The following is a 26,100-nucleotide window of genomic DNA, read 5'->3' as shown; positions in this document are numbered from 1 at the left end:
ATTGTGTATTTAAGGGAGGGAAATGCTTGATTAAAATTGAAGGCTTAAACAAATCATTTAAAGTTGCTAAGCGCTCAACTGGACTTGCGAATTCATTGAAAGCGCTTTTTTACCGTGAGCATACAATTGTTCATGCACTCAATGATATTTCGTTTTCAATTGATCCTGGGGAAATTGTTGGTTACATTGGGCCAAATGGAGCTGGAAAGTCCACTACCATTAAAGTGATGAGCGGTATTTTGGTACCTGATAGCGGTAAGTGTACGATAATGGGATATACGCCTTGGAAAGAACGAGTTTCATATGTGAAAAATATTGGCGTTGTTTTCGGCCAGCGTTCCCAACTTTGGTGGGATGTACCAGTCGCTGATTCATTCGAGCTTTTACGCGATATTTATAAAATTCCTCCACAAGAATATAAGGCAAATATAGATTTGCTTGTGGAAACACTCGAATTAAAGGAGCTTATCAACACACCCGTGCGGCAGTTAAGCTTAGGACAGCGGATGCGTTGTGAAATTGCTGCGTCTTTATTACATAGTCCGAGTGTATTGTTTTTAGATGAGCCAACGATTGGGCTTGATGCTCTTTCTAAAATTGCAGTCCGAAATTTTATTAAAACGATCAATAAAGAAAAAGGCGTGACGGTCATCCTAACGACGCATGATATGAACGATATTGAGGCGCTTGCCGACCGTGTGATCTTAATCGGAAAAGGTAGTTTGCTATATGATGGGAAACTGAATGAGCTTCGGAAAAAGTTTGGGTCGAACAAAATGATGACAGTTGATTATAGGAAAGCTTCCCAAGCTTTTAATATTTATGGAGTGACCGTACTCTCTCAAACTAGCGATCGGGCAGTTTTAAGTGTGGATACAGGGAAAACCATGGTCTCAGAAGTCATTGCGACATTATCAAGCATGGTGGAAATCGTTGACCTTTCGATTGATTCCCAGCCTATTGAAGAAATTATTATTCAATTATATAAGGAGTATCAAATATGAGTGCATATGTCTCAGTGTTGAGGTTAAGGCTTCTGAACGGAATGCAATATCGGACAGCAGCACTTGCCGGGGTAGCAACGCAATTTTTCTGGGGATTTATGTATATCATGATTTTTGAGGCTTTTTATGAACATGCTATCCAAACTCCGCCGATGTCATTAAAAGAATTAATTACGTACCTTTGGCTTCAACAAGCGTTTCTTGCTTTCATCATGCTTTGGTTTCGTGATAACGAGCTTTTCGATCTTATTACTACTGGAAATATTGCCTATGAACTTTGTAGACCTTGCGGAATCTACGGCTTTTGGTATGCAAAGTTACTCGCACAACGCTTGTCCAGTGCACTACTTCGAAGCTTTCCAATTCTAATCGTTGCGTTTTTCTTGCCGCAGCCTTATAGAATGACATTACCGTCAAACTTCACTACCTTTCTATTATTTGTCTTAGCTATCATACTAGGTTTATTACTATTAGTAGCCATCTCCATGTTTATCTACATCTCTGTATTCATCACAATGTCACCTGTAGGCTCATTACTTATGTTTAGTGTGGTCGGTGAATTTTTAGCAGGGCTGACGATTCCCATTCCATTAATGCCATCTTGGATGCAAAATATTGCTTATATGCTCCCGTTCCGTTTAACAGCCGATTTTCCTTTCCGCGTTTATTCCGGCCATATTCCTCAGAATGAAGCTTTGGTCGGCATTCTGTTTCAATTAGGATGGTTAGTCGTCCTTGTTTTACTCGGAAAATTTGCTTTTCAAAAAGCCTTGCAAAGAGTTGTCGTTCAAGGAGGATGATGGAATGAGCTTATATTTTAAATACCTTCATATATTGTTTAAGTCTCAAATGCAGTATCGAACATCATTTTGGCTATTATCGCTAGGCCAATTTTTCATACCTTTATCCGTTTTTGCAGGGCTATATTTTCTATTCGAACGTTTTGGCCAAATTAAAGGATGGACATTTTTCGAAGTAGCTCTATGCTTTGCAGTCATTCATATGTCATTCGCCATAAGTGAATGTTTCGCACGAGGATTTGATTCGTTTTCTGGCCTTGTGAGGAACGGAAATTTTGATCGATTGCTCGTACGGCCTAGAGGTACGATCATTCAAGTAATGGGATCGCAATTCGAGTTTACAAGATTGGGAAGACTCATTCAAAGCATCATCGTTTTGACTTGGGCATTAAGTAACTTATCGATTGAATGGAGTTTTGTAAAAGCTTGTGTTCTTTTACTGATGATTTTCAGCGGAGTATTTATTTTTACGGGCATCTTCATTCTAGCCGCAACTTTATGTTTTTGGACGATTCAAGGACTCGAAGTCGTAAATATTTTTACCGATGGCGGCAGGGAAATGGCCCAATATCCATTGAATATCTACCACAAATGGGTCACTAAATTTTTTACATTCGTCATTCCGTTTGGCTGCGTCAACTACCTGCCTTTATTGTATGTGTTAGGAAGAAATGAAGGAGACGCCCTTCTCAATATGCTAGCACCGATTGCTGGAATAGTTTTTATACTCCCATGTTTGCTCGTTTGGCGGTTTGGGGTGAAGCACTATCGATCGACAGGGTCGTGACTTGGTGGATGATGAAGATAAAAATCTTCATTATGTAGATTGATAGCCTTCATCTTGCTTTTTTAAACACTCAAAGGCCATAATGGTGCGATTGATGACCTTCCTCTTCCTTTACTGATCAACTAAGGGCACCAATACGATGATTGGTGACCTTCCTCTTCCTTTACTGATCAACTTAGGGCATCAATACGATGATTGATGACCTTCCTCTTCCTTTACTGATCAACTTAGGGCATCAATACGATGATCGGTGCCCTTTTACTCGCATTTTTTTAATGAATGCACCCATATTCGATGATTGGCGATTATACCAAAGTTAAAAATACTTTTAATATTAACATTTATCTTTGGGAATTGAATATTACTTGATTACAAGTGTTTAGCTTTGTTCCTATACTTTCGTTATGTATTTTTCTTAAATAACAATGATCTCAATTTGTATAACAACCACGATTTAATTAATGATTCATCAGATCGATGTGATACCACCCTTTCGATAAAATAAAAATCGCTTGGTTCAATTTCAATTTTAGCAATTGGCGTTATGGGTCTTTCACTAATCCATTCATTGAATTGAACGGCACCTTTACTTATCTTGGTAAAGGAATCATGAGGAAATAGATAAATCATTCCGGATGTCCAAGGAGAGTTTATGAGTGTAGGTTTCGTTAAGGAATAAAAGTGAAAACTTCTATGGCCATTCGTTGACACGGAACCATTTCTTATATTTCCAACTATTTTCGCCTTATCTAAAATGGCATAAAAAATGGGCCACAACGGATCTTTAGTAGCAAAAATCGCCTCCACTATTTCACCGTTATATAAGGTCTGCCTGCGAGGTTCAAAAGTATGTATTTCCTTTTGATTAGATCCATGTAACACAACCAGCCTACTTTTCGTTAAATAATAAAGAAATTTATATTTAGGTACGGCAAGGTTGTACTCGATTAATTTATCCGCTTTTTTACTAGAAGTTTCGAATAAATCATGAAATACTTTTTCTTCTTTTCCACTAATTGATATTTCAGGTAAAGGATAAAACAAAATACGTAGAAGGATATTTATTAATGTTGTTTTCACACCTGTCCCCCTAAATCAATTTCTTTTTTATAGGAAATTTGCAACAAAAAAGTAACTCCAATTAAATCTTTAATAAGAAATTCTTCAAAACCTTCCAATAATCCTCAAAGCGAGTAGTCATTTATTAACTTAATTTCTAAGCAATATGCTTCTTACCTCCAATATATCTGAAACAATAGCAAAGGGATGATGAGGTGTCCGTTTTTTTATACCTTTTTTATTAACCCAGATGGCATCCATTCCAACTTCCATTGGTCCAACTATGTCGTGTGTCCAAGAGTCTCCAATAAAAAGAGTTTCTCGCGGTTCTTTCCCAAAATGGTTCAAGGCTGCTAAATAAATCTCTTGGTCAGGCTTCCTATATCCAAGCTGTTCAGCATCGAATATACAATCATCAGGAAAAACGACCGATAGTTGCATCTTCTTAATTTTAATACGTGGATCATAAAGACCGTTTGTGACTATTCCAAGTTGATAATGTGCTTGCAAATCATTCAGTAAATCTATTAATTTTTTATTTTCGATAATATAATCCATACTTATTTTCAAGAAGAGCCCATCTATTTCATCTAGCAGTTCTATATCATACACCACATCAAAATATGCAAAGGATTGCCTCCACCGTTCTCGTCTAAATTCCAATGGGGTTAGTTCCTTCCTTGTCAATTTCTCCAATAAGTACTTTGGAACGTTACGCATTTTTTCAAAAAATATTACCTCATCTAGTTTTTCGGTTAAAGGATGTATCTTAATCGTTTTTTTCAATCCATCATAAAACCATGTAGAACTAAGTAGAGTATCATCTAAGTCGATCAATAGTAAACGATGTTTAATCAATTCATTCACTCCTCAAACTTTCTAAAGGCTTATTATTCAAATTTAAGGAAAAGGGTTAAAAAAGGAGATTTCTTCTTTTTGTTGAATAGTGATTATGTAGTAGCCCATTTTGGTTTAATGACGAGTTAAAGGGATGATGACTTTGGGACAAATAAAAATTTATGGATTTAAGGAAAAGCTAAATCCTATAAAAAAAACATTATCGAATGTCATTCATTCGTGTATGGTAGATGCGCTTGAATATCCTACTAATAAGAAATTTCATCGTTTTTTCCCTATGGATGAAAGTGACTTTTATTTTGCAGACGGACGAACTGAGGCATATACGATAATCGAGATTAGTATATTTGAAGGTAGAACAGTTGAAGCAAAAAAATTATTAATAAAGTTGTTATTTGAACGTATTAGTTCAGAATTAGAAATATTCCCTCAAGACTTAGAAATTACTATTTTTGAAACGCCAAAACATAATTGGGGAATAAGAGGATTACCAGGAGACGAATTAGTTTTGAATTATAAGGTTAATGTTTAATTTTATTTATAACTTTAACCTTTTAGCCTTGTTTCTGTTATTTCTGCTGACTTTTTTGAAACCAAAGAAGGGCTTTTTGTTCCATTTCTTTCACGAAATGCTTTTTTGCCATACTATATTCTCTAGTATCATCAAATTGGCGGGCCAACTGCTTCTTAAAGTCACTATATTTTGCTGCTTCTTGTGGATAAGTACGGAGGTAATCACGAAAAATTAAATGGCGTTCAATATGTGGATTATTTTGTTGATAAAAATGAATATGATGAGTTCTATCTTCCCCGCCCTTTCGGAATAATCGTCTTCCTGGAATCCCCAACTCTCCAGCAACGTCATATCCCAAGAAATCCATTTTTTCATTGAACGAATCTATCTTTTCTATATCTTTCACGATGCACATCATATCAATTACGGGTTTGGCCATCATACCCTTAACGGACGTACTTCCAAAATGCTCAAATATTATTATTTCGTCACCAAATATTGTTTTCAGGAATTGGGATTCATCATGAAACATTTGAGCCCAGCACTCACTAAAATCTGAAAGTCGTACTTTCATAATCATCTCTCCTTCGAATCTCGCTTGAATTTTTTACAAATGTGGATAAGCTGTTCATCCATTCTCCTTTTTCATCAGCGAGTAAAGTATTCCAACCAATATTGTGTGCTTCCTTCAAATTTTTCTCTTGGTCATCTACAAATAGAACATGATCGTGGCTTACATAAGTGTTGGCAATTAAATAGATTTCCGCTTGCGGCTTACAACAGCCTACATCACTAGATATTATAATGCTTTTTAAATAATGATTAACAGGGCTAATTATGTGCTCAATCCATTCTCTCCTGTGATTACTCAGTAAATGAATATTCACATATTCACTTAAAAGTGGAATTTGTTCAATCGCGGGTAATGGTTTTATACAGGATAATAATTTTATCTTTGCACCCTCCATTTCGATAGTCGGAAACTTTTTTCTTAATCTATGCCAAAACTCGTTTTCTGTAATTTTGCCCGTCCATAATTCATCACGGATTTCTTTTTTGAAAGCAATAAGATCACTATATGAAATACTATATTCTATAGAAAGCTCTCTCCAAAATAATGGTGAAAAGTTAGTTGCTAGTACACCTGCGATATCTAATACTAAATCAAATTTATCCTCACTTTTCATCTATTGTCCTCCAAAGTTATTTTCGAACATTGAATGATCCTTCTAAATCTACCATTTCCCTACTATTTTTTCTTCCTGATAGATTAACAATTTATTCGATACCAGCCCGCATCTTGTGGGAAATCTTTTCTAGTAAGTGTTTGGCCAGAAATCATTTGTCTATAAGAGGTTATGGTACCATCGTGTGAAACGATATGAAGCTTTTCTTTTTTAAACCCTTTATAATCAGCAATAAATTCTTTGCTTATTTTTACAAATTCACTTTCCGCCATAATATTTATTCCCTTAGACCATAATTCGGGAGGAACTGCCATATCAATATGTACGGAAGGAAATTCAGATTTGATATGTTCTATATCCATTATTTTGTCGCAAGGTAATGTTCGTGCATCTGGAAGAATTGGAAACATTCTTGGAGATACTAATACACTAACAATTTTTTGACAACGAATATTTTCGCTCCAAATTAAAGCTGTTTCCAATGTTCTTCTTGTAGGACTTATTATAATAATATCTTCTTTCTCTAAGGGAAGTTCACTTCTTAATAACCTTGCTTGCTCTACTCCTTTTGCTGTTAAAGAAGGATCTTCCAATTGCAGGCTGCGAGGAATTTCCAGTGTATGTTCGCCTTGACCATGGCGAATAAATACTAGCTCCATCTCACCTCCCCTTTCTGCTTTCGGTTATTAAGTCTATTCCTCGTTAAATTTTATAATCCTGCTTTTACCGATTAAAAAAACCGCTTAGATCATTCAAGATCTAAGCAGCCTCATAAGAAACATCTTATATTTTTTCACAAACATATATCATTTCGTAACTATCATTCGAAATCGGAGATTCGTTCCAGTCTTTATAAACTTGGAGAACTTTTAATCCATGAGCAGATAACATTCTCTCCATTTCTTTCGGAAATACATATCGTAGACTGATATTCGTTCTTTTTTCATTTACGATTTCATCAAGATCATTCTTATATTTCCGAATCGTCGTGTAATCTTGAATTTGATTGAGACTGTCATAAATGCTAATTGTAAAAACATCCACTCTATGTCCAGTTTCACGGTCGTGATATGTTCTCCAATACTCCTCCGTGCTTGGCTGCAATAATTCCTCCGTACTCGGAAATCTTGTTCCGAAAATAAAGATGCCTTCGTCTTCTAAATGTTTATACACAGAAGATAACAGCCCATCTTGCGCTTCATTTGTAAGGAAATGCTGAAAAGAATTTCCAACTGTATATATAAATCCACTCTTTACTTCCAACTGAAACTGAGTGCAGTCTTGTTCCATCCATTCGATTGGAAGGTTCAGCTTAGATGATTTCTTTTTCGCTTCATTTAGCATGCCGCTATGAACGTCTACTCCAATCACCCGATGCCCTTCCCTCGCCAACGGAATTGTAGTTCTCCCTGTTCCGCAAGCTAAATCAATGATTGGTCCTTGCTTTTTCGATGCCCACTTCAATAAGAAGGAAATATCGTCATTAAATGAGTCATTTTCTTTATCATATAATATTGGATCGTCGTATTCTTCAAAGTTATTTAACAACATTTATTCCTACCTACCTTTTCTTCCTTTGCCCCATCGTAACCTTTTTCCATTTATCACGCTCAGCTTGTGCTAGTTGTTTATCTTCTTTTCTTTCTAAATATGCCAGTTCTTTTTGTAATTTAAGATAGCTTTTGTATCGATCTGCATCTAATTCGCCTTCTTCAATCGCCTTGCGAACCGCACATCCTGGTTCTCCATTATGGCTGCAATCTCTAAATTTACATCGGGAGGTGAACTCCTCTATATCAGAAAATTCTTGACTCAATCCCGTATCCGATTCCCAAAGCTGTAATTCTCTCATCCCTGGGGTGTCGATTAATATTCCACCTTGATCAAGGACAACAAGTTCACGATGGGTCGTTGTATGTCGACCGCGATCATCATCCTCACGTATGCCAGCTGTTTTTAACGTTGCTTTTCCGGTAAACGTATTGACAAGTGTGGATTTTCCAACGCCGGATGATCCAAGAAGTGCAACTGTTTTCCCTTCTTTTATATATTCCGAAAGGGCTTCAATTCCAATGTTTCGCTCCGCGCTTACAACATGAATGGGAACTCCGATGGCAACAGATTCCGTTTCTTGTACCTTATCATCGATATTTTGGCAAAGATCAGCTTTGCTTAAAATAATGACTGGATTCGCTCCACTTTCCCAAGCCATCAACATATACCGTTCTATTCTTCGCACATTAAAATCCGCATTGAGGGCAGCTACGATAAAAACGGTATCGACGTTTGCTGCGACAATTTGTTCTTCTGTTGTAGCTCCAGCTATATTTCGGGAAAATTTGCTTTTTCTCGGTAAAATGCGGTGAATCGTTGCTCTACTCTCTTCCATTCTTATGGATAGAACGACCCAATCCCCGACTGCCGGATAAGCTCCCCGCCCCGCAGCATTATATTGAAATTTCCCTGACACTTCAGCTAATACTTCTCCGTGTTCTGTTAACACTTTATACATATGCTTATGTTCTAAAGCTACCCTTCCCATTGAGTAGCCTTCTTGTTTATATGATTCAAATTCATTTTCAAATTGTTCGTTCCAACCTAATATTTTTAAATCCATTGTTTAATTTCCTCCAATTTTTTTCGCATTTAGAATAACGCAAGCGCCTTGCCCATCGACGTACAGGCCACAGGATGTGGGTCCGTCGGCGGCTGCTTGTGCTGGACAAAAAAAATAACCGCAAGTCGCGGTTTCTGTTTTTTGTCATATGGGCATACGTATCCCGTACAAATATAAAACCATGAGCTTATATGCGCCCATGGAAAATGGATAAAATTAATGGATATAAATCATTAACGAAAATTGACACCATGATCCACGGGCAGTATGAAGTTTTCTTGAGTGATTATGTTTACATTTGACATACTACATTCCTCCCTTGGAAAATCGTGCGCAATTTAACATTTTTAGTTTACTATGGTACATCCTATTTTGTAAAGTTAAAAATCTTTTCAACAAGTGAAATTTAGTATATTCTAAAAATAAACATCAAGTGAAACTAGGAGGTAGTTTTTATGGCAATGAAAAAAGTATTGACCCTCGCTGGTTCTGACTCTAGTGGCGGTGCAGGTATACAGGCAGACTTAAAAACATTTCAAGAACATGACGTCTACGGAATGACCGCTTTGACATCAATCGTAACGATGGACCCCGACAATGGTTGGAGTCACGGTGTTTTTCCAATTGACGTATCGATCGTCGAACAACAATTAAAAACGATCTTATCCACCGGCATCGACGCCATGAAAACGGGGATGCTTGGATCTGTTGACATTATTGAACTTGGTGCTCGTAAAATTGATGAACATAAATTGGAGAAAGTCGTGATTGATCCTGTAATGGTTTGCAAAGGCGAAGACGAGGTATTGCAGCCTGAAAACACAGAAGCATTGCGCGAACTGCTCGTACCACGCGCAACAGTAGTAACTCCAAACCTTTTCGAAGCTTGGCAGCTTGCTAAAACCGGCCCAATTAAAACAATCGATAATATGAAAGAAGCCGCCGCTAAAATTCACGATCTAGGCGCTAAAAATGTCGTCATTAAAGGCGGTAAAGGCTTGAATCACGATAAAGCAATCGATCTCTTTTATGATGGAAAAGAATTTTCACTTCTCGAAAAAGAAAAATTAGAGACTACGTACAACCACGGTGCAGGCTGTACATTCGCCGCAGCGATTACAGCGAACTTGGCTCATGGAAAATCAGTAAAAGAAGCTGTTTCCGCCGCTAAAGAGTTTGTAACAGCTGCGATTAAGCACGGTTGGAAGCTTAACCAATATGTAGGACCTGTAATGCACGGTGCATACAATAAGTAAGCATAAGTGAAATGCCTGGAAAGAGATTCAATCTCTTTCAGGCGTTTTTTATATAAGACAAAATGCACATTTATATGTAAAATAAACATATCGTTCCTTTAGGAAGGAGGCCGAATAAATGGAGAAGATAAATGTATTAAAGGTGCAACAACACATAAACGATTTTGCTGGCGACAGTGTTTACATACATCTAGAAACAACAAATGGTGCATACGCTGCCCATAATAATGATTCATTTTTTTCAGCTGGAGCGTATATCCGCAACGCGCAAGTGTGTTACGAGCACGGTAAAATTGTAGGCGATGGCCCATATCGTGTAGGGTTAAAGCTTCCGATTGGATGGATTTATGCAGAAGGACTTACACATTTTGAATTAGATGAACTGGGACGGTTGCTTCTTGCTGGACACGGTTATGACGGAAAACTAGCCGTAGCATTAGAAATTAGCAAGACCCCGTTTGAATAAGATTTTACGAAAGGAGATCATGCCAATGGAAAAAGAACGCCATGTATTAGTTGTGTTCCCTCACCCAGATGATGAGGCATTTGGGGTATCAGGAACTATTTCGAGTTATATAAAAAACGGGTCCCCCGTTACATACGCATGTTTAACTCTCGGAGAAATGGGCAGAAACCTTGGAAATCCCCCGTTTACTACTAGAGAGTCCTTGCCAAAAATTAGAAAAGCCGAACTTGAGGCTGCTGCAAAGTCAATGGGGCTTACAGACTTACGTATGATGGGCTACCGGGATAAAACTTTGGAATTTGAAAGCGATGAAAAGCTCGCCAATATGGTATTTGAAATGATTGAAGAGCTCAATCCATCGCTCGTAATTTCATTTTATCCAGGATATTCAGTCCACCCTGACCATGAGGCAACTGGCAGAGCTGTCGTTCGCGCAGTAAGAAGACTTCCGAAAGAAAACCGTCCGAAACTGCATTGCGTCGCTTTTTCAAAAAATACGGAAGCTGAAATTGGTCCTGCCGACATTCATTACGATGTAAGCGCTGCTTGGGAACAAAAGCTTGGAGCGTTAAAAGCCCATATTTCACAAACGGCCTGGATGCTTGCCGATATGGAGGAAAGGCTCTCCGCCAATGATCCAGAATTACTCTCACACTGGCAAAAAGAACGTTTTTGGACGTATGATTGGGAAAAAGATAAAGTGTTGTAAACCTGGTTAGGAATTCTAACCAGGTTTTTTATAATTATTTGCTGAAGTTGGATGAATTTAGGGATTAATCTATCTGTTTCATGATTCTATTAGCCGTTACGACGGTCCTATTAGCCATTACGAAATTCTATTAGCCGTTATGACAGTCCTATTAGCCATTATGAAATTCTATTAGCCGTTACGACGGTCCTACTAGCCATTACGAAATTCTATTAGCCGTTACGACGGTCCTATTAGCCATTACGAAATTCTATTAGCCGTTACGACGGTCCTATTAGCCATTACGAAATTCTATTAGTCGTTTTGTCTTTAATCTGTAACCTTAGGGCAAGAATCTATTCCTGCACTTTTTCTCCTGTCACAGCATTAACAAATTCATGGCAATCAATCATTTGCGTTGACTTAAGAATCTCTTTCTCGAAATCATACATATAATAAGGCTCGAAAAAGATATCTTTTTCCAATAGCGCTAGCGCTTCTTCTTTTGTCACTTTTACATCTTTTGAAGGCATCTCAATCTTTTTACTAAATATCTCGCGTTTATCCATAACATGAAGTACTATATGCTCATCGGCATCGTATAAGAATTTAAGTTTGTCTAAAATTCTATCCACATAATTAATAGGAACTGCATCAGCATGTAAAAGTCCATTTTTCCTCTCGATATTCTCAACTTGCCATTTGCCGCTTTCTTTCGGGCGGTGGACTTTTAAATAATTCGAAATCACTTGTAATAATTCATGTTTTTCATCATCTCTAATAGGGAGGCAATCAGGATGTGGTATATGTAATGACATCTCTTCTTCTGTAATGATTTGTGAGTTATAAAATTCCTCCCACATCGCGCCGACTATTTTGTCTGAAAAGCGAATTTCCTTTACAGGATCGTCGTCATTCCAATGAAGGACAATCTGATCCTTAACGCCGCCAACAAAAGCTTCTTCCACTCCATATAAGAGCTGGTATCCTTCTTCTTCCGGCAATCCAAATAGGACGACTTGCTTTTGTTTGAATTTATTCAAATTAAGGTCGGGCTGGTCTTGCTCAATTGTAATTTCCGGATAAAGTCTCGGAAAGAAACCAAATAATGAATAAAAAACAATATACCCTTGTTTATTTACTTTAACTTCAATATAACCGCCCGGTGAGACTTTTCTTTCATTCAAAAGAGAGGAAAAGAAATATTCCTTGTAGTCACCATCTTTGTCTTTCATTTGTAGCCGGAAATCAATTTCGCACTTCAATCCTGTTGTAGATTCGATCCATGCCACTACATCCTCCAAATTTGTACTCGGTAATAATGGAGGACTTTCCCTAAAATCTTCACCTCTAACTATAATAAAGCTTGTTAAAAATCCATATGTCAAATTCACTTCGGCACACACAGTTCCGGGAGGATTCGATTCTTCCTCCATTTCAGCCCCTGCAGGAAACCATTCCATTTCCAGCTTATACTCCGTTGTTTTAATAGCAGAAGCCTCCCTTTTAATCGATGCGTTTTTCAAATCGAAATGTTCCAATCCCCAACCTTTTTCGATTTCCGCAATCCACTTTTGAATCATCCAACACACCCCTTATAGAAAAAAGGCTCCTATCTCTAGAAGCCTTTTCCTCATTATATACTTTCCTGTTTTAGAGCATCAATAATGTTCTCCTTCTTAACCTTCGCGCTTGAATATAGCATCGACGTACCGACGATAAGAAAAACGGCCACAACTACATAAATAATACTTAACCACGGTAGTGTAAAACTATAACTAAACGAATTCGCCAACGCCTTATAGATAAGGAACATACATACGATACTTAATGGCAACCCGTAAACCAATGCCTTTATTCCGTAAAAAATACTTTCGTAATTCATCATTTTGTTAAAGCCTTTTGGCGTCATTCCCATTGATTTCAACATCGCAAATTCTCTTTTTCTTAAAGATATGCTTGTCGAAATGGTATTCAAGATATTCGCAATTGAAATCGCCGTAATCAACACGATAAACCCATACGTAAAGACAGACATGATCATGACCATTTGTTCATCCTGCTGGCGACTTTGATAAACGTTGTGTATATAATGCCTTACTTCTTCGATTTCCTCAATTTTCTGCTGCGTCTTAAGTGGATCTGCACTGTTTAAATACAGCATTCGGTTGTCTTCTGCGACAAATCCCAATTTTTCTAAAGTTGATTCAGACACGATTACATCCAAACTACCAGGATATCCTCCATAAGCCCCCATTGGAAGTTTTCCGGTTAACGCGGCAACCGTTATTTTATTCAAAAATTGCTCTTTCTCATGCTCCTCATTATAAGAAAATAAATCAATCTGCTCCCCTACTTTCGTATGGATTGCTTTCGTTTCAACATATTTTCCCGCAGCAGCATCTTCATACTTAATCTGATCAATGACAATCGCATTTAATCCATTTTGTAACTTGTTATAATCAGCACCTACTTCTTTTGCATAGGCTTTTAAGCTTTCATCATCTATAGAATAAAGATTAATACTATAAGGATATTTCCCATCAACAAGCTGATTGTTGAAACCTTCAAATTTTCGCAATGCATCCGACGTCTTATCTTTTTCAATCCACGAAGTTACACTATATTGCTGCGACATCATGCTGGATTTTGTCACTTCATCCATAGACAAAATTGAATTGACTAACTGGTCGTCTCTCCCTTTTTGAATTTCCATCACGATATCATAATTCAAACCATCTTGTGAGAGGGACAATGACTTTTTCAAATTCGCTGTAAAAAAGGCAACCGATAAAAAGAGCATAATACTAATCACGAGTGAAAAAACGGTGGCTTGATATCTGCGCTTATTTCTTTTTAAATTTTTCAATCCGATCTCTGCTTCGATTCCAAATATTTTCCGAACAAATTTAGAAGTTTTTACTGCTTTTCTAGTCAGTTTCACATCCGTGGATTGACGGATAGCGTCAATTGCTGAAATTCGGGATGCTCTCCTTGCCGGGATGTAGGTGGAAATAAAAATTGTAATAATCGAGACTAAGATCGCCACTAAAGTCGAACCAAGTGTTACCGTCACTTTTAACTTCTCAGTTACTCCCATAGCTCCTTGAATAATGGTATTGATAAATAAAAAGGTTACTCCCATTCCGGCAAGCCCGGAAATAATTCCAATTGGAATACTAATCAATCCAATAACAAAGCCTTCAAAAAATACTGAGTTTTGCTTCTGTTTCTTTGTAGCCCCAACACTCGAAAGCATCCCTAAATGGCGAAAGCGTTCCGCAACAGAAATTGCGAAAGCATTGTAAATCAATGATACTGATCCAACAATAATAATGACCATAATGATGGCACACAACGAATAAAGGGTTGTACGCATACCGTCATTTTTAATCGCACCATAATAGCGAAGTAAATTATGGTTAAAGTCAACTTTTTCTATCTGATTTTTCTCAGCTAAGTTTTGGGCATGATCAAATAAAGAAGTTTTAACTTTGTTTAAGACGACCGTTGCATTTACAAGCTCATCCTTACTAAGCACTTCTTCATCAAGATAAGAAATCACAGTATAAGCCGGACCCCATGGTATTTCCCACCCAGGGCGTTTAATAGTGCCAACGATTGTAAATTCTTTTGTTGCTGTTGTTTCTAATTTTTCATTGGTCTCTCCGTCTTTTATTAATAAAGAATACGTTTCATCTATTGGCCCCTCTATGTCAGGATCATTTGTAATTCTATGTCCAATATCAAGCTTTATAATATCGCCAATTCTATAATCAACCTTCGCATTATTAATAATTTCATCCGAAATGACGATTTCATTTGGTGCTTTCGGCAATCTACCGCTGCTTAATTCTATTGGAAATTGTTCAAAGCCGGATTTATTATATTCCTTGATGAATAAATAAGGCTTACTTTCGTTTTTACTGCCTTTCAGTAAGGCATAGCCTATATCTCTTGAGAGGACTACTTTTTTCGTCTCCTCATCTTTTTTTATTGCGTGGACCTGCTCTTGGTTAACATTCTTATAAAGAACATGCCATTCCCCTTCATCTGCAATCGTCTGCCTTTTCAACAAATCCATAAAAGAAACACCGATTGTCGCTACCGCTGTTAACATGGCCACTGAAATAATTACTCCAATGATCGTGACAAGTGTTCGTCGTTTATTTTGCCGTAAATGCCTAATCGTTAGTTTGTTGACAATGTTCATGGACGAACCACCTCGTCCTTCTTGACCTTCCCATCTTCAATAGCGATGATACGGTCTGCTTGTAGAGCAATTCGTTCATCATGTGTAATGACAATTAGAGTTTGATTAAATGTTTTATTAAACATTTTTAGCAAGTCGATAATCTCACCACTATTTTTACTATCTAGGTTTCCAGTCGGTTCGTCTGCAAGCATAATCGCTGGATTGCTAATTAATGCGCGGCCAATCGAAACACGCTGTTGCTGTCCTCCAGAAAGCTGATTCGGTAAATGATTCAAGCGGTTTTCTAGATTTAACTTTTTGACGATATCATTAAATTGCTTTTGATCAACTTTATGTTGGTCTAACAATAGTGGCAATGTAATATTTTCTTCCACTGTTAAAACTGGAATAAGATTGTAAAATTGATAAATCAATCCGATTTGTCTTCTTCTAAAGATTGCTAACTGTGTTTCGTTTAGACTATAGATATCTGTATTATCCACAAATACCTTTCCGCTTGATGGGCGATCTACACCACCAAGCAAATGCAAAAGGGTGGATTTACCTGATCCCGACGGACCGATAATTGCAACAAACTCACCTTTTTTTACCGAGAATGAAACATCATCCAACGCTTTAACGGCCGTCTCACCTTTACCATACACTTTAGACAGATTCTCTATTTTTAAAATTTCCATTGTAAAACCTCCATATTTGCTGTTGATTATAGTTTATCTGTCTAAAATGACTTTCAAGTGACTTTGAAAATGACAATTTAGTCACATTAGAACTTATTTGGTCGTTTTGAAATAGACCCCATTATGGTATAGTATTTATAGATACTCATAAAATAAAAAAGACGGTAAGGTGCTGGACACACCCTACCGACTGGCACAATATAGTTCCCGTTAGATTGGGAAGGCTTTTTCTAAGGTGAAGTAAAACCACCCTCGTTAGCTCGGTAGGCTAAGGGTGGTTTTACTTTTCCCTTTTATGAAATGACAGTATGGCAACAATGAGAGTTGCAAAACTAATCATAAGATAAATGGTTTGAAAAGTAGTCATAGGCATCACCCCCTTTCTATCACTAGGAGGTAACTGCCTTCCACCCTTAACTTCCCTATATTATGCCTACTCTTATCATATCATTTTTCAAATGTCATCTAAATGACTTGCTTATAAAACTTTATCCTAAACTGTGTTCCCTTTTCTTTTTCACTCACAACACTAATATCCCCGTTCTGACTTTTTATGATGCTATATGCCATCGCAAGCCCAATCCCAACACTTTCTTCACTTGCATTTTTCCCTTTGTAAAAACGTTTAAAAATATGCGGCAGATCTTCTTTTGGGATGCCCTTTCCGTTATCAGCAATGATAAGTTCCGTAAACAATGCGTTTTCTGTAAAAGAAATGGAAATCGTTCCGCCTTCTTCCGTATGTTCTACACAGTTTTTTAATATATTTATAATGGCTTCCATCGTCCAATTGGAATCGCCCATAAATGAAACTGATTTTTCACCTTCTATTGAAATGGTCTGCTCTTTAATATCAATTGGAATAAGGACCGATTGCATAGCTGCATGTATTAGTTTCTGCATTATGACTTTATCTTTTTTGAACTGAACCGTACCTGCGTCAATTTTGGATAACTTTAATAATGAAGAAACGAGCCATTCAATCCGTTCAAGTTGAACTCGTATATTGCGTGTGAATTCCATTCTTTTTTCCTTTGGAAGCTCGGCATCACTTAATAAATCAGACATAACCATCATTGATGTTAACGGTGTTTTCAATTGATGCGATATATCGGAAATTGCATCTGTTAATTGGACTTTATCTTTTTGTAAAAGAGAGCTCTGTTCAGAAAGCATTAAAGTAACTTTATAAATATCGTTTTTTAAAATACTAAGTTCGCCTTCATGATTGTCTCGTATATCAAGAGAATAGTTGCCACTCGTGATCTGACGTAAATAACTAGACAAATGTTCAATTTCACGATACCTCCAACGAGTAAACACGTAACAGGAGGCAATCAGTAAAATAGATACACTCAAAACTAGAATAAAGGCAGAAATTGAAATAAAGAATGCTGCAATCATTGCCGCCAAACTGATCGAACACATAATTAGTAATAAGATTTGAACCTCTTTATTCCGCAGCATGTCAATCGCCAACCTTATAGCCCAATCCGCGCACCGTTTTAATAATAGTTGGATTTTGCGGTTGGTCCTCAAGTTTTTCTCGCAACCTTTTAATGTAAACCGTCAATGTATTATCATTCACAAAGTCTCCCGCTACATCCCAAATTTGCTCAAGCAACTGATTTCGGGAAAGAACTTGTCCAATGTGATTTGCAAAGATTAACAACAAACGATATTCCAACGCCGTTAAAATAACCTCGACGCCATTTTTATAGACCTTGCCTTCAAGTGTATTGATTCTAATATTGTCTAGATCAATTAGCGTTTTTGTTTGAGCTTGTTTGTTATACCTTCGTAAAACGGATTTTATTCGTGAAAGCAGCTCGCGAATACGGAATGGCTTTGTAATATAATCGTCCGCCCCCATATCTAGCCCCATTACAACATTAACTTCATCATCCACAGCCGTTAAAAAAATGACCGGAACATCGCCATTCTCCTTAACGATTTTACACAATTCATAGCCGCTGCCATCTGGCAAAGACAAATCAAATAAACATAGTGCAATTTGATCAAGCTGTTTCGCTATTACTTTCTTAGCTGAAGCAGCATCATGGCATAATATCGTGGAAAAGTGATCCTGCTGAAGCGAATATTCAAGTCCAGAAGCAATCGTTTTATCATCTTCCACAAGTAAAATTTTCATATGTAGATCACCTTTTCGTGAATCATTATGTATAAGTGTAAGGAATAAGAGTTGATTGTGCAATGGCAATCATCGTAATGCAGAGATTGAGAAGAAGATTACTGTACGAGTGTCATTGATGAAGATAAATTCTATTGGAATGGCAATTGGTAGCGTTATCCAACTCTGTGATATAGTAGAATTATACAGTTACATAAGCAGGGTGGGAAGCGACCACTTCCTCGTAGAGAGGAGGTGACGCTGATGGTAACTCTATACGAAGCAATAGTCTTGATGGTAATGTTTTCAAGTCTAATCGTATCAGTAGTCGCCATAGTTATTTCTCTATATAAAAAGAAATAACCCTCCCTTGCTTTGACCCGGCATAGGGGGTTATCTCTTCCTTGGGTCGCTACATTTCATGCAGTCTAGCTGTATGTTGGGATGCCAGTTGCAGCTGGCGTCCCTGTTTAATTTATGCTGTATATCTATATTATATTTATACCCTTTACAATTGTAAAGATAACATAGTACAAGGCAGGTGCAGGATAATTGAAGGTCAACAACGAAGCAGATATCATTCACTTAATTGAACAAGATCATTGGATGATGAATATTTTACATCATGCAAAATCTCTAAAATTACCTGATTGGTGGATTTGTGCAGGTTTTGTCCGTTCGAAAATTTGGGATGAATTACATAGATTCACTCGGCGAACCCCGCTCTCAGATATAGATGTCATTTACTATGACCTAAACAATTTAAAGGAAGAGACTGAAAAGGAATATGAAGATCACTTGCGAGCAATTAATCCAACAATTCCATGGTCGGTCAAAAATGAGGCGAGAATGCATATCCGAAATAATGTACCGCCCTATGAATCTTCCATTGATGCTATATCAAAGTTTCCGGAAACTGCAACAGCTTTAGGTGTAAAATTAGATTCCAGCAATCATGTAATTTTAACAGCTCCTCATGGAATTCACGATGTCATTCATTTAGAAGTGAGACCAACTCCTTATATTTTGGAAAATCCACTACTAGCAGATTTATATGAAGAACGCATCCAAAATAAGAATTGGAAATCTACTTGGTCAAAATTGAAGATATTTCATTGTTAAAAGGAGGTGATTGAGCTGAATAACGGACAACTTTTTCTTACTGATAGGGTTCAAAGAGTCTTTCGCATTGCTGAAAGTGAGGCACTTGCAGCAAATAGTGTTATGCTTACTCCCAGCCATATTCTTTTAGCATGTTTTTTAGAAAAAACAGGTGTATTAGGGGAAATCTCATTAAGATGCAATATGAACTTAGACTTATTAATAACAGTAATCGATCCTGAACATCCATTTATTTATCATGACTTTTTTACAATTCCCATTGCTACGGAAGTTGAAAGTGTTATTAAAAAGTCTATTACATATATGAAAAAGTATAATCAAATCTACATAAATGAAGGCCATATACTTAAAGCGTTATTGGCTACAAATACAATTGCCTCCTATTTATCCGAGAAAGATAAAAAAATAATAATGGCTCTCGGCACAACTTCACGAGACATGATTACTCACCTTGGTCATTATATTTTTCCTGAAATTAAACACCCTCCTTTCATTCGAAAGGTTAAAAAAGAAGATTATGAAAATCTTATTCAATTCGTAAAGATGTATTTTTCGGAAGGATGGGCACAAACAATTGAAAAGGGATTATGTGAAGTAAATCCAAAAATTTACGTTGCCTTTGAGGAAGATCATACATTGGCAGGTTTTGCAGCCTTTGATATCTATCAAAATAAAAAATGTTACTTCGGCCCAATGGGAGTACACACTTCACAACGAACAAAAGGGATTGGGTATTCGCTGTTGCATCACTGCCTTAAAGATATGAAAGAAATAGGCTATGAATATGCCATTATTGGAGGAGCAGGTCCAATGGAATTTTACGAGAAAGCTTGCAACGCGGTAGTGATTCCAATGCCTGTGGAAATCTAAAATAATTTATCAAAATCATTTAAAACAAAGAGGCGGGATTCATTTGTTGTTTATTATGCTGGCCGTTTCTCTAATAATTTCTACAATCCTATCGATATGGATATTTAATAAAAGCAGCCATAAATGGTTCAGCAACCTATCCTCACTGTGCATTAACACGCTCATTTTAGTCATGATGACATGGCTTTTTTACATGGGGGATGAAGAAGCTAGAGCCTTTGGCTTTGGTTCTTCTAGCCTTCATTATTTAATATTTTATATTCCCATTTTAACGTGGATTAACTTTCTCATTCTTGAATATGTGAATTTTAGGAGGAACAAAATTAACAACAAAAACGCTTTATAAAAAGCGTTTTTGTGCACCCATCTATTCATCTATATTTCCAGATTGCCTGCTATAATTCCTAAAAATCATTCCATTCGTTCTGTACATTCCAAACTTTTCATAGTAAGAAACTAAATCATCATCACAGCATAGATCAATCATATATATGTGATTCAGTTCTGTTAGCATCCGGCTAACTAATTCCTGACCGATTCCTTTATTTTTGTATTCAGGCAATACTTCTAAAAATGGAATGTAGGCTGATAGAATTCCGTCGCTAATGGCCGTTATGAATCCTACTACTTGATTAACCGTTTCATCTATCGCGATAACTACGTTGCTGCTATTTTTTAAAAGCTTAAGGTGCGTTTGAGGATTTGGCGGGTTTGGCCAATCCACAAAAAAGCCGGTCAGCATATCAGCTGAAATTCCATCAAGCGTGTTTTTATATATCATATCGATCATCTCCAATTTTGTTTTTTAAAAGGAAAATGACCGAAATCAAAAGTAAAATAACAAATTAGCAACCGCCTTTTTATTGAGAAGTTTCCATTTGTCCAAGTGCTTTCATAATCGCCTTCGCTACCCCATCTTCATCATTCGTGGCCGTCTCATATTTGCAAATATCTTTTATTTCTTGTTCTGAATTGCCCATTGCTACGGAGTGGCCGACAATTTTCAACATCGATAAATCGTTATAGTTGTCACCTAAAGCCATTGTCTCTTCAAGTGATATACCCTTCTGTTCTACATATTTTTGAAGGGCTTTTCCTTTTAACGCCTCATAGTGCATAACTTCTAAATTGTTTCGACCTGAAGAAGTCACTTCCAGTCCGCTTATTTCCTTTAAGCGTTCGCTCACTTCCATCAGTACTTCCTCATCCATTGAAAAGGCAAGGAATTTATAGACGTGGCAATCAGCTGCTTCAAAAATACGTTCAAAATCATCAATTACATGTATGAGTCGTTGATGAAAACGTTCATCCGCTGATTCGCGGATTTTTTCTACATCTTGGGATGGGTTCGCTGTATGATAAATATCGACAAGCACTTGAATTCCTTTTTCGTAATCCGTTGTGTATGTTCCGCCCTCCGTGTACAGCTCAAAGTATATATTCATTTCTTCAAACACAGAAGTAACTTTTGCCGCAGTGGGTCCATCCAATCCGACGGAATAACTGACTTTCCCTTCCTTATCGCGAATTTCTCCGCCATTTACACAAACGGCCGGCAAAGTAAGACCTGTTTTATCAAGTACATAACGGACTTCGTTGTATGCCCTTCCTGTTACAACAACGAAATCAATTCCCTTTTCTTGAGCAGCTTGAATTGCTCGAATGTTTTCTTCGCTTACTTCTTGCCTTGCATTTAATAACGTTCCGTCCATATCTGATGCAATACATTTAATCAATTTTCATAGCTCCTTCTTTATGCTAAACGCACTCTTCTATTGCGAATAATTCTAACTGAAAAAGAGTATCAATGCAAAGAAATGGGAATGGTTTAAGGAAATGGGAATGGTTTAAGGACCGGTTCCTTTTTATCAAGTCCCCATCGGCCTTTCCCTAATTTTGGGTTGGATTTTTTTGTGCTTATGCATTAAAATGAGAAACGTTGAATTTTTATAACGAAAGGTGAACATCATTGAATAAACTTAAAATCATTCCAAAGGACTTTTTACTTTTTTTAATACCTTCTTTGATCGGTGTTTTTTTATTTATGATTCCGATTCCTTCAAGTGAAGGAGTTACCATTCCTATCGCTGTCTTATCTGAAGCATTGCAAAATATTCTTGGTCCGGTTATTCCTGCAATAATGGTCGGAATCATTATTCTTGCTTTCATCGGAACGGTGATAGCAAAAACCTTAAAACCAACATTTATTAGAAATTCATCATTTTTAACAGCACTATTTGATATTCCTATAATATGGGTGATAGCTCGTATATTAGCGGTTGTTTTTGCGATTATGGTGTTTTTTAAGGTTGGTCCAGAGGCAATCTGGTCGGAAAATACGGGAGCGACTTTATTGTTCAGCTTATTACCCGTCCTTTTTAGTGTTTTTCTATTCGCTGGTTTATTATTGCCGTTATTATTGAACTTTGGACTATTGGAACTATTTGGAGCTCTCATGACAAAATTTATGAGGCCTGTATTCAAATTACCGGGGCGATCCTCAATCGATGCTCTTGCCTCATGGCTCGGAGACGGAACAATCGGAGTGTTGCTTACTAGCAAGCAATACGAGGAAGGCCATTATACGAAACGAGAAGCGGCAATTATTGGGACAACTTTCTCGGTCGTATCAATCACCTTTAGTATCGTCGTCTTAAAAGAAGTAGGCTTAATGCATTATTTTGTACCTTATTACTTTGCTGTTACTTTTTCAGGGATAATTGCAGCGATTATCCTTCCAAGAATTTGGCCGCTTTCTAGCAAGCCGAACACCTTCATAAATGGAAAAGAAGATGACAATACTGCTGAACTGATTCCTGATGGCTACTCAAGATTAGGTTACGGAATTGAACAAGCACAAAGTCAAGCAAGAAAGAGCAGCAGTGTTAAAGCATTCTTTATAGACGGGTGCAAAAATATTTTGGATATGTGGTTAGGTGTAGCACCAATCGTAATGGCGCTTGGAACGGTAGCGCTCGTGATAGCTGAATACACCCCATTATTCCAATGGCTCGGCACCCCTTTTATTCCGCTGCTTGAATTGCTAAGAATACCTGAAGCTGGAGCTGCATCGCAAACATTAGTTGTTGGGTTCGCCGACATGTTTTTGCCCTCCATTTTAGCAGGAGGAATAGAATCCGATATGACCCGTTTTATCATCGCAAGTGTATCTGTCACTCAGTTAATTTATATGTCCGAAGTCGGCGGACTGTTGATTGGGTCGAAAATTCCAGTGGGAATGAAAGATTTGATTATACTATTTCTATTGAGAACATTGATTACATTGCCGATTATTACATTGATTGCACATTTAATTTTTTAAATTATCATTTTAAAAACCGTTTGGAACGAAAGCTCCCAAACGGTTTTTTCAGGACAAATCAATATGTTATATATGTATCCAAAACCTTTTTATCATATTTCCATTGTCCTCGATAAAACTATTATCAGGAATTCCGTTATTTTTTAAAATCGTTTTTTCCGAAGCTATATTGTTTTCATCACATACAACAAGAGCTTTGCTAATTCCCAATTCCTTCGCTTTTTCTAAAGATAATGCCAATAGCTTCGTAGCATATCCTTTTTTTCTTTCTGATGGCCGAATCCCATATCCGATATGTCCACCGGAATTAAATAAAGATTCGGTGAGTCGGTGTCTAATGTTTACTGCTCCAATAATCTTTTTCTTCTTAGTAACCAACCAAAAAGTAGAATCTGGCACCCAGTTATCAGGCAGATTTTCTCCTTTTTCATTATCCATAAGAAATTGTACCATTCCTTGGAAGTCAGACGGGTCTTTACTTATGACCCAAGGAACCATATCCTCCTGACTTTCTTTCCATTCTTTATAGAATTCTACATATTCTTCTTTTAATTCCAGGGTGGGTTTTAATAAAAATACATTTTCCATATTGATTGTCTCCTTGTGCCTATATTTTTAAGACCATCCTAATCGTTTCTACAATATGCCCATCCAATACATCATCAAAATGTGATACTACTTCAAAACCCTTAGCTTTATAAAAGGTTTTCCCAATATTATTATTCTTTTCTACATTAATATAAATCTCTCTTACATTTTCAAGATTGTTTATTCCCGCTTTTAATAAGGAAGTTCCTATTCCCTTTCCTTGGTACTCAGGATATAAATAGATCGCATAAAGTTCAACTTTGCCATCCTCTTGCATTGGAGAATAATTAGCAAAACCTACAATTTCCCCATCGACCTCAGCTATATACATAATAGAGCGTTCCATACGTTGCTTCATCATTTCATCGCTATAAGCGGATGTGAGAAAGTTTTCCTGAACTTCCATCGGGATAATGTTTTTATATGTATGATTCCAACTAGTTTTTGCTATGCTTTGGACTTGTTGAATATCTTCCATTTTCATTTTGCGAATAATATGGTCCATTTAACAGTTCCTTTCCCTTTAATTAACATCTCCCAAATAGATTGGAGTTTTCTCTTCATTATGATGTTTTATAATAAATTTTCTTAATTGTTTTGGATACATCCGGTATTGCAGCAAATCATGAACAGGTATCCACTCAATTCCAACTTGATGTAGATCAGGATTAGAAGGATGAAAACTACTTTCCCCCATTCCATTAAGCTGGCAAGCAAAATAATATTCAACCTGATGAACCTCAAAGTCAAAAGCAGAGTGTTCATGGTTTTTGCCTATATATTCACGTATATATAATAGTTCTCCTATACTAATCTTTCGCCCAATCTCTTCCAAGCATTCTCGTACTAAGGTTTCATGAAATGTTTCCCCGTACTCCTGGCCGCCACCTGGACAGAGATAAAAATATCCTTCATGATCATGATTTTTTGTTAATAGTATTTTTTCCCCTTTCATGATAATCGCTTTAACCGAGTTTCTAATATTCATCCAAATCCCTCCTGCTTATTAATGGTTTATAAAATAGCCTTTTTTAAAAACTGAATAAATTCAATTGACTCGTTTGTTGCTACTTTTGTTAAGACATAAGTTGATGAAGTAGGAGGGACAATTTTATTTGCCTTTATTTCAACTAGCTGTTTCATTTTTATTTCATTCTTCACCATTGTAGCCGGCAAATAAGATACTCCCAGACCTTGCTCGATAAATTGTTTTGTAATCTCTATTTGATTCACTTTCATAGTTCGAACAGTTGGATAAAATCGCTTAATATTGTTTAACAGATGATCCCAATATTCGGGATGGTTATGTGTGATTAACCTAAATTTTTGCAAGGCCATCTTTTCGTCATACATACAGTCTTGATCTGCCATATTAGGACCAACAAGAAAAACTGGCTCATCATGCACGATCTGGCAATTTATATTGGTTTGTATTGGTTTTATTCTTGTTAATCCCAAGTCCGCTCTACCCGCACTGATTTCACTGCCAATTTCATATGAACTAAGAACATTGATCAATACCTCAATGTCGGGGTTTTTCTCTGTAAAACTTCGCAATATAGAAGGGAGGATTGAAGAGGCAATTTGAGGTGCGGCAGCAATGATTAATTTTCGATTGTATCCTTGCTTCCAAGATTCAAAGTCATCAAGCCCTCGTTCGTATGTACAAATTATTTCTTTAGCATGGGGCAGGAATTTATGACCAGCCGCTGTAAGTGTAATATTTTTTCCGATTCTATCGAATAACTGGATGTTTAGGTTCTCTTCCAGTCTTTTAATATGTTTTGTGACGGCTGGCTGAGTTAAAAATAGCTCTTCTGAGGCTTTACGAAAGTTTTCATACTCTGCCGCGATAACAAAGGTTTTAAGCCATTTAATATCCATATATTTCTCCCCTATTCAATAACAGTTCGTTATTAATAGACTCCATTTTTGTTA

The 26,100-nt window shown here is 36.9% G+C and carries 30 protein-coding genes; 11 read left to right on the top strand and 19 right to left on the bottom strand.

All coding sequences use genetic code 11. The annotated features are described in order from the left end of the window. Window positions 1-26: 26 nt before the first annotated feature. From KHA96_RS10925 to KHA96_RS10915, 3 genes are read left to right on the top strand one after another with little or no spacing between them, the layout of a single operon-like run. On the top strand, window positions 27-1,004 hold the full coding sequence (locus tag KHA96_RS10925; protein WP_213129323.1) for an ABC transporter ATP-binding protein: 978 nt from the start codon (window positions 27-29) through the stop codon (window positions 1,002-1,004). After that, entirely contained in the window at window positions 1,001-1,804 is an 804-nt protein-coding gene (locus KHA96_RS10920) for an ABC transporter permease (protein WP_213129322.1), read from the top strand. Before KHA96_RS10925 ends, KHA96_RS10920 begins: the two co-directional genes overlap by 4 nt. A 4-nt stretch (window positions 1,805-1,808) precedes the next feature. Further along, a complete protein-coding gene (locus tag KHA96_RS10915) occupies window positions 1,809-2,591 on the top strand; it encodes an ABC transporter permease (RefSeq protein WP_213129321.1) in 783 nt (260 codons plus the stop codon). Window positions 2,592-2,993: 402 nt separating this feature from the next. On the opposite strand, the gene KHA96_RS10910 is transcribed toward KHA96_RS10915, so the two are convergent. Further along, on the bottom strand, window positions 2,994-3,671 hold the full coding sequence (locus KHA96_RS10910) for a hypothetical protein (protein ID WP_213129320.1): 678 nt from the start codon (window positions 3,669-3,671) through the stop codon (window positions 2,994-2,996). A 129-nt stretch (window positions 3,672-3,800) separates the two neighbouring features. After that, on the bottom strand, window positions 3,801-4,508 hold the full coding sequence (locus tag KHA96_RS10905; RefSeq protein WP_213129319.1) for an HAD family hydrolase: 708 nt from the start codon (window positions 4,506-4,508) through the stop codon (window positions 3,801-3,803). Window positions 4,509-4,650: 142 nt separating this feature from the next. Between KHA96_RS10905 and KHA96_RS10900 the strand changes: the two genes are divergently transcribed. Continuing rightward, window positions 4,651-5,040, top strand: a complete 390-nt coding sequence (locus KHA96_RS10900; protein WP_213129318.1) for a tautomerase family protein — start codon at window positions 4,651-4,653, stop codon at window positions 5,038-5,040. Between the two features lie 37 nt (window positions 5,041-5,077). Here the strand turns inward: KHA96_RS10900 and KHA96_RS10895 are convergent, their stop codons facing one another. The 5 genes from KHA96_RS10895 to rsgA all read right to left on the bottom strand — a co-directional run bounded on the left by KHA96_RS10895 (window position 5,078) and on the right by rsgA (window position 8,826). Then, window positions 5,078-5,596, bottom strand: coding sequence for a GrpB family protein (locus tag KHA96_RS10895; protein WP_213129317.1), 519 nt, complete (start codon window positions 5,594-5,596; stop codon window positions 5,078-5,080). Continuing rightward, window positions 5,571-6,209, bottom strand: a complete 639-nt coding sequence (locus KHA96_RS10890) for an HAD family hydrolase (RefSeq protein ID WP_213129316.1) — start codon at window positions 6,207-6,209, stop codon at window positions 5,571-5,573. The genes KHA96_RS10895 and KHA96_RS10890 overlap by 26 nt, the downstream gene beginning before the upstream one ends. Before the next feature lie 83 nt (window positions 6,210-6,292). Continuing rightward, a complete protein-coding gene (locus tag KHA96_RS10885; RefSeq protein ID WP_213129315.1) occupies window positions 6,293-6,868 on the bottom strand; it encodes a histidine phosphatase family protein in 576 nt (191 codons plus the stop codon). Between the two features lie 124 nt (window positions 6,869-6,992). Continuing rightward, window positions 6,993-7,760, bottom strand: coding sequence for a class I SAM-dependent methyltransferase (locus tag KHA96_RS10880; RefSeq protein ID WP_213129314.1), 768 nt, complete (start codon window positions 7,758-7,760; stop codon window positions 6,993-6,995). 10 nt (window positions 7,761-7,770) lie between these two features. Further along, the gene (gene rsgA / locus KHA96_RS10875) at window positions 7,771-8,826 is read right to left on the bottom strand and encodes a ribosome small subunit-dependent GTPase A (protein WP_213129313.1); all 1,056 of its coding nucleotides are present in this window, start codon (window positions 8,824-8,826) and stop codon (window positions 7,771-7,773) included. A gap of 455 nt (window positions 8,827-9,281) precedes the next feature. Between rsgA and pdxK the strand changes: the two genes are divergently transcribed. From pdxK to bshB2, 3 genes are all read left to right on the top strand, one after another. Further along, complete coding sequence (pdxK, locus tag KHA96_RS10870; RefSeq protein ID WP_213129312.1) at window positions 9,282-10,082, top strand: pyridoxine/pyridoxal/pyridoxamine kinase; 801 nt, start codon at window positions 9,282-9,284, stop codon at window positions 10,080-10,082. Between the two features lie 118 nt (window positions 10,083-10,200). Next, complete coding sequence (locus KHA96_RS10865) at window positions 10,201-10,548, top strand: YojF family protein (RefSeq protein WP_213129311.1); 348 nt, start codon at window positions 10,201-10,203, stop codon at window positions 10,546-10,548. A 25-nt stretch (window positions 10,549-10,573) separates the two neighbouring features. Next, window positions 10,574-11,257 carry a bacillithiol biosynthesis deacetylase BshB2 gene (gene bshB2 / locus KHA96_RS10860; protein ID WP_213129310.1) on the top strand — a complete coding sequence of 228 codons (684 nt, stop codon included), beginning with the start codon at window positions 10,574-10,576 and terminating at the stop codon, window positions 11,255-11,257. Between the two features lie 335 nt (window positions 11,258-11,592). On the opposite strand, the gene KHA96_RS10855 is transcribed toward bshB2, so the two are convergent. The 6 genes from KHA96_RS10855 to KHA96_RS10835 form a co-directional block, all read right to left on the bottom strand. After that, window positions 11,593-12,819, bottom strand: coding sequence for a hypothetical protein (locus KHA96_RS10855; protein ID WP_213129309.1), 1,227 nt, complete (start codon window positions 12,817-12,819; stop codon window positions 11,593-11,595). A 53-nt stretch (window positions 12,820-12,872) separates the two neighbouring features. Next, on the bottom strand, window positions 12,873-15,449 hold the full coding sequence (locus KHA96_RS10850) for an ABC transporter permease (RefSeq protein ID WP_213129308.1): 2,577 nt from the start codon (window positions 15,447-15,449) through the stop codon (window positions 12,873-12,875). Continuing rightward, a complete protein-coding gene (locus KHA96_RS10845; RefSeq protein ID WP_213129307.1) occupies window positions 15,446-16,129 on the bottom strand; it encodes an ABC transporter ATP-binding protein in 684 nt (227 codons plus the stop codon). The genes KHA96_RS10850 and KHA96_RS10845 overlap by 4 nt, the downstream gene beginning before the upstream one ends. Window positions 16,130-16,409: 280 nt before the next feature. Continuing rightward, window positions 16,410-16,496 (bottom strand): putative holin-like toxin, encoded by an 87-nt coding sequence (locus KHA96_RS23510; protein WP_425311311.1) that lies wholly within the window; start codon window positions 16,494-16,496, stop codon window positions 16,410-16,412. A gap of 98 nt (window positions 16,497-16,594) precedes the next feature. Further along, window positions 16,595-17,596, bottom strand: coding sequence for a sensor histidine kinase (locus KHA96_RS10840; protein ID WP_213129306.1), 1,002 nt, complete (start codon window positions 17,594-17,596; stop codon window positions 16,595-16,597). Between the two features lies 1 nt (window position 17,597). Next, window positions 17,598-18,281 carry a response regulator transcription factor gene (locus tag KHA96_RS10835; RefSeq protein ID WP_213129305.1) on the bottom strand — a complete coding sequence of 228 codons (684 nt, stop codon included), beginning with the start codon at window positions 18,279-18,281 and terminating at the stop codon, window positions 17,598-17,600. 243 nt (window positions 18,282-18,524) lie between these two features. Here KHA96_RS10835 and KHA96_RS23035 point away from each other — a divergent pair, with 243 nt between their 5' ends. The 3 genes from KHA96_RS23035 to KHA96_RS10825 all read left to right on the top strand — a co-directional run bounded on the left by KHA96_RS23035 (window position 18,525) and on the right by KHA96_RS10825 (window position 20,252). Next, the gene (locus KHA96_RS23035) at window positions 18,525-18,623 is read left to right on the top strand and encodes a putative holin-like toxin (protein WP_249315460.1); all 99 of its coding nucleotides are present in this window, start codon (window positions 18,525-18,527) and stop codon (window positions 18,621-18,623) included. Window positions 18,624-18,812: 189 nt separating this feature from the next. Beyond that, complete coding sequence (locus KHA96_RS10830) at window positions 18,813-19,382, top strand: nucleotidyltransferase family protein (RefSeq protein ID WP_213129304.1); 570 nt, start codon at window positions 18,813-18,815, stop codon at window positions 19,380-19,382. 6 nt (window positions 19,383-19,388) lie between these two features. Continuing rightward, window positions 19,389-20,252: a GNAT family N-acetyltransferase gene (locus tag KHA96_RS10825; protein ID WP_349305730.1), complete on the top strand. Its 864-nt coding sequence runs from the start codon at window positions 19,389-19,391 to the stop codon at window positions 20,250-20,252. Between the two features lie 367 nt (window positions 20,253-20,619). On the opposite strand, the gene KHA96_RS10820 is transcribed toward KHA96_RS10825, so the two are convergent. Then, window positions 20,620-21,033 (bottom strand): GNAT family N-acetyltransferase, encoded by a 414-nt coding sequence (locus tag KHA96_RS10820; protein WP_213129303.1) that lies wholly within the window; start codon window positions 21,031-21,033, stop codon window positions 20,620-20,622. A 79-nt stretch (window positions 21,034-21,112) separates the two neighbouring features. Beyond that, entirely contained in the window at window positions 21,113-21,988 is an 876-nt protein-coding gene (locus tag KHA96_RS10815) for a Cof-type HAD-IIB family hydrolase (RefSeq protein WP_213129302.1), read from the bottom strand. 308 nt (window positions 21,989-22,296) lie between these two features. Between KHA96_RS10815 and KHA96_RS10810 the strand changes: the two genes are divergently transcribed. Continuing rightward, window positions 22,297-23,574, top strand: a complete 1,278-nt coding sequence (locus tag KHA96_RS10810) for a YjiH family protein (protein WP_213129917.1) — start codon at window positions 22,297-22,299, stop codon at window positions 23,572-23,574. Window positions 23,575-23,640: 66 nt separating this feature from the next. On the opposite strand, the gene KHA96_RS10805 is transcribed toward KHA96_RS10810, so the two are convergent. From KHA96_RS10805 to KHA96_RS10790, 4 genes are read right to left on the bottom strand one after another with little or no spacing between them, the layout of a single operon-like run. Continuing rightward, the gene (locus KHA96_RS10805; RefSeq protein ID WP_213129301.1) at window positions 23,641-24,162 is read right to left on the bottom strand and encodes a GNAT family N-acetyltransferase; all 522 of its coding nucleotides are present in this window, start codon (window positions 24,160-24,162) and stop codon (window positions 23,641-23,643) included. Between the two features lie 19 nt (window positions 24,163-24,181). Next, window positions 24,182-24,667 carry a GNAT family N-acetyltransferase gene (locus KHA96_RS10800; protein ID WP_213129300.1) on the bottom strand — a complete coding sequence of 162 codons (486 nt, stop codon included), beginning with the start codon at window positions 24,665-24,667 and terminating at the stop codon, window positions 24,182-24,184. Between the two features lie 18 nt (window positions 24,668-24,685). Beyond that, window positions 24,686-25,150, bottom strand: coding sequence for an NUDIX domain-containing protein (locus KHA96_RS10795; RefSeq protein WP_213129299.1), 465 nt, complete (start codon window positions 25,148-25,150; stop codon window positions 24,686-24,688). Window positions 25,151-25,176: 26 nt separating this feature from the next. Continuing rightward, window positions 25,177-26,046 (bottom strand): LysR family transcriptional regulator, encoded by an 870-nt coding sequence (locus tag KHA96_RS10790; RefSeq protein WP_213129298.1) that lies wholly within the window; start codon window positions 26,044-26,046, stop codon window positions 25,177-25,179. Between the last annotated feature and the right edge of the window lie 54 nt (window positions 26,047-26,100).

This window comes from Bacillus sp. FJAT-49711, assembly GCF_018343715.1.
GTDB lineage: Bacteria > Bacillota > Bacilli > Bacillales > Bacillaceae_C > Lederbergia.
The sequence above is the reverse complement of the archived record's forward strand: the minus strand, read 5'-3'. Positions and strand labels throughout refer to the sequence as shown.

Bases quoted from the DNA above. Each gene is read 5' to 3' on its own strand.
- KHA96_RS10845 (WP_213129307.1), bottom strand. From the start codon at position 16,129: ATGGAAATTTTAAAAATAGAGAATCTGTCTAAAGTGTATGGTAAAGGT.
- rsgA (WP_213129313.1), bottom strand. From the start codon at position 8,826: ATGGATTTAAAAATATTAGGTTGGAACGAACAATTTGAAAATGAATTT.
- KHA96_RS10850 (WP_213129308.1), bottom strand. From the start codon at position 15,449: ATGAACATTGTCAACAAACTAACGATTAGGCATTTACGGCAAAATAAA.
- KHA96_RS10880 (WP_213129314.1), bottom strand. From the start codon at position 7,760: ATGTTGTTAAATAACTTTGAAGAATACGACGATCCAATATTATATGAT.
- bshB2 (WP_213129310.1), top strand. From the start codon at position 10,574: ATGGAAAAAGAACGCCATGTATTAGTTGTGTTCCCTCACCCAGATGAT.
- KHA96_RS23510 (WP_425311311.1), bottom strand. From the start codon at position 16,496: ATGACTACTTTTCAAACCATTTATCTTATGATTAGTTTTGCAACTCTC.
- KHA96_RS10915 (WP_213129321.1), top strand. From the start codon at position 1,809: ATGAGCTTATATTTTAAATACCTTCATATATTGTTTAAGTCTCAAATG.
- KHA96_RS10805 (WP_213129301.1), bottom strand. From the start codon at position 24,162: ATGGAAAATGTATTTTTATTAAAACCCACCCTGGAATTAAAAGAAGAA.
- KHA96_RS10890 (WP_213129316.1), bottom strand. From the start codon at position 6,209: ATGAAAAGTGAGGATAAATTTGATTTAGTATTAGATATCGCAGGTGTA.
- KHA96_RS10790 (WP_213129298.1), bottom strand. From the start codon at position 26,046: ATGGATATTAAATGGCTTAAAACCTTTGTTATCGCGGCAGAGTATGAA.
- KHA96_RS23035 (WP_249315460.1), top strand. From the start codon at position 18,525: ATGGTAACTCTATACGAAGCAATAGTCTTGATGGTAATGTTTTCAAGT.
- KHA96_RS10820 (WP_213129303.1), bottom strand. From the start codon at position 21,033: ATGATATATAAAAACACGCTTGATGGAATTTCAGCTGATATGCTGACC.
- KHA96_RS10810 (WP_213129917.1), top strand. From the start codon at position 22,297: ATGATTCCGATTCCTTCAAGTGAAGGAGTTACCATTCCTATCGCTGTC.
- KHA96_RS10865 (WP_213129311.1), top strand. From the start codon at position 10,201: ATGGAGAAGATAAATGTATTAAAGGTGCAACAACACATAAACGATTTT.
- KHA96_RS10835 (WP_213129305.1), bottom strand. From the start codon at position 18,281: ATGAAAATTTTACTTGTGGAAGATGATAAAACGATTGCTTCTGGACTT.
- KHA96_RS10885 (WP_213129315.1), bottom strand. From the start codon at position 6,868: ATGGAGCTAGTATTTATTCGCCATGGTCAAGGCGAACATACACTGGAA.
- pdxK (WP_213129312.1), top strand. From the start codon at position 9,282: ATGGCAATGAAAAAAGTATTGACCCTCGCTGGTTCTGACTCTAGTGGC.
- KHA96_RS10895 (WP_213129317.1), bottom strand. From the start codon at position 5,596: ATGAAAGTACGACTTTCAGATTTTAGTGAGTGCTGGGCTCAAATGTTT.
- KHA96_RS10800 (WP_213129300.1), bottom strand. From the start codon at position 24,667: ATGGACCATATTATTCGCAAAATGAAAATGGAAGATATTCAACAAGTC.
- KHA96_RS10840 (WP_213129306.1), bottom strand. From the start codon at position 17,596: ATGCTGCGGAATAAAGAGGTTCAAATCTTATTACTAATTATGTGTTCG.
- KHA96_RS10855 (WP_213129309.1), bottom strand. From the start codon at position 12,819: ATGATTCAAAAGTGGATTGCGGAAATCGAAAAAGGTTGGGGATTGGAA.
- KHA96_RS10920 (WP_213129322.1), top strand. From the start codon at position 1,001: ATGAGTGCATATGTCTCAGTGTTGAGGTTAAGGCTTCTGAACGGAATG.
- KHA96_RS10795 (WP_213129299.1), bottom strand. From the start codon at position 25,150: ATGAATATTAGAAACTCGGTTAAAGCGATTATCATGAAAGGGGAAAAA.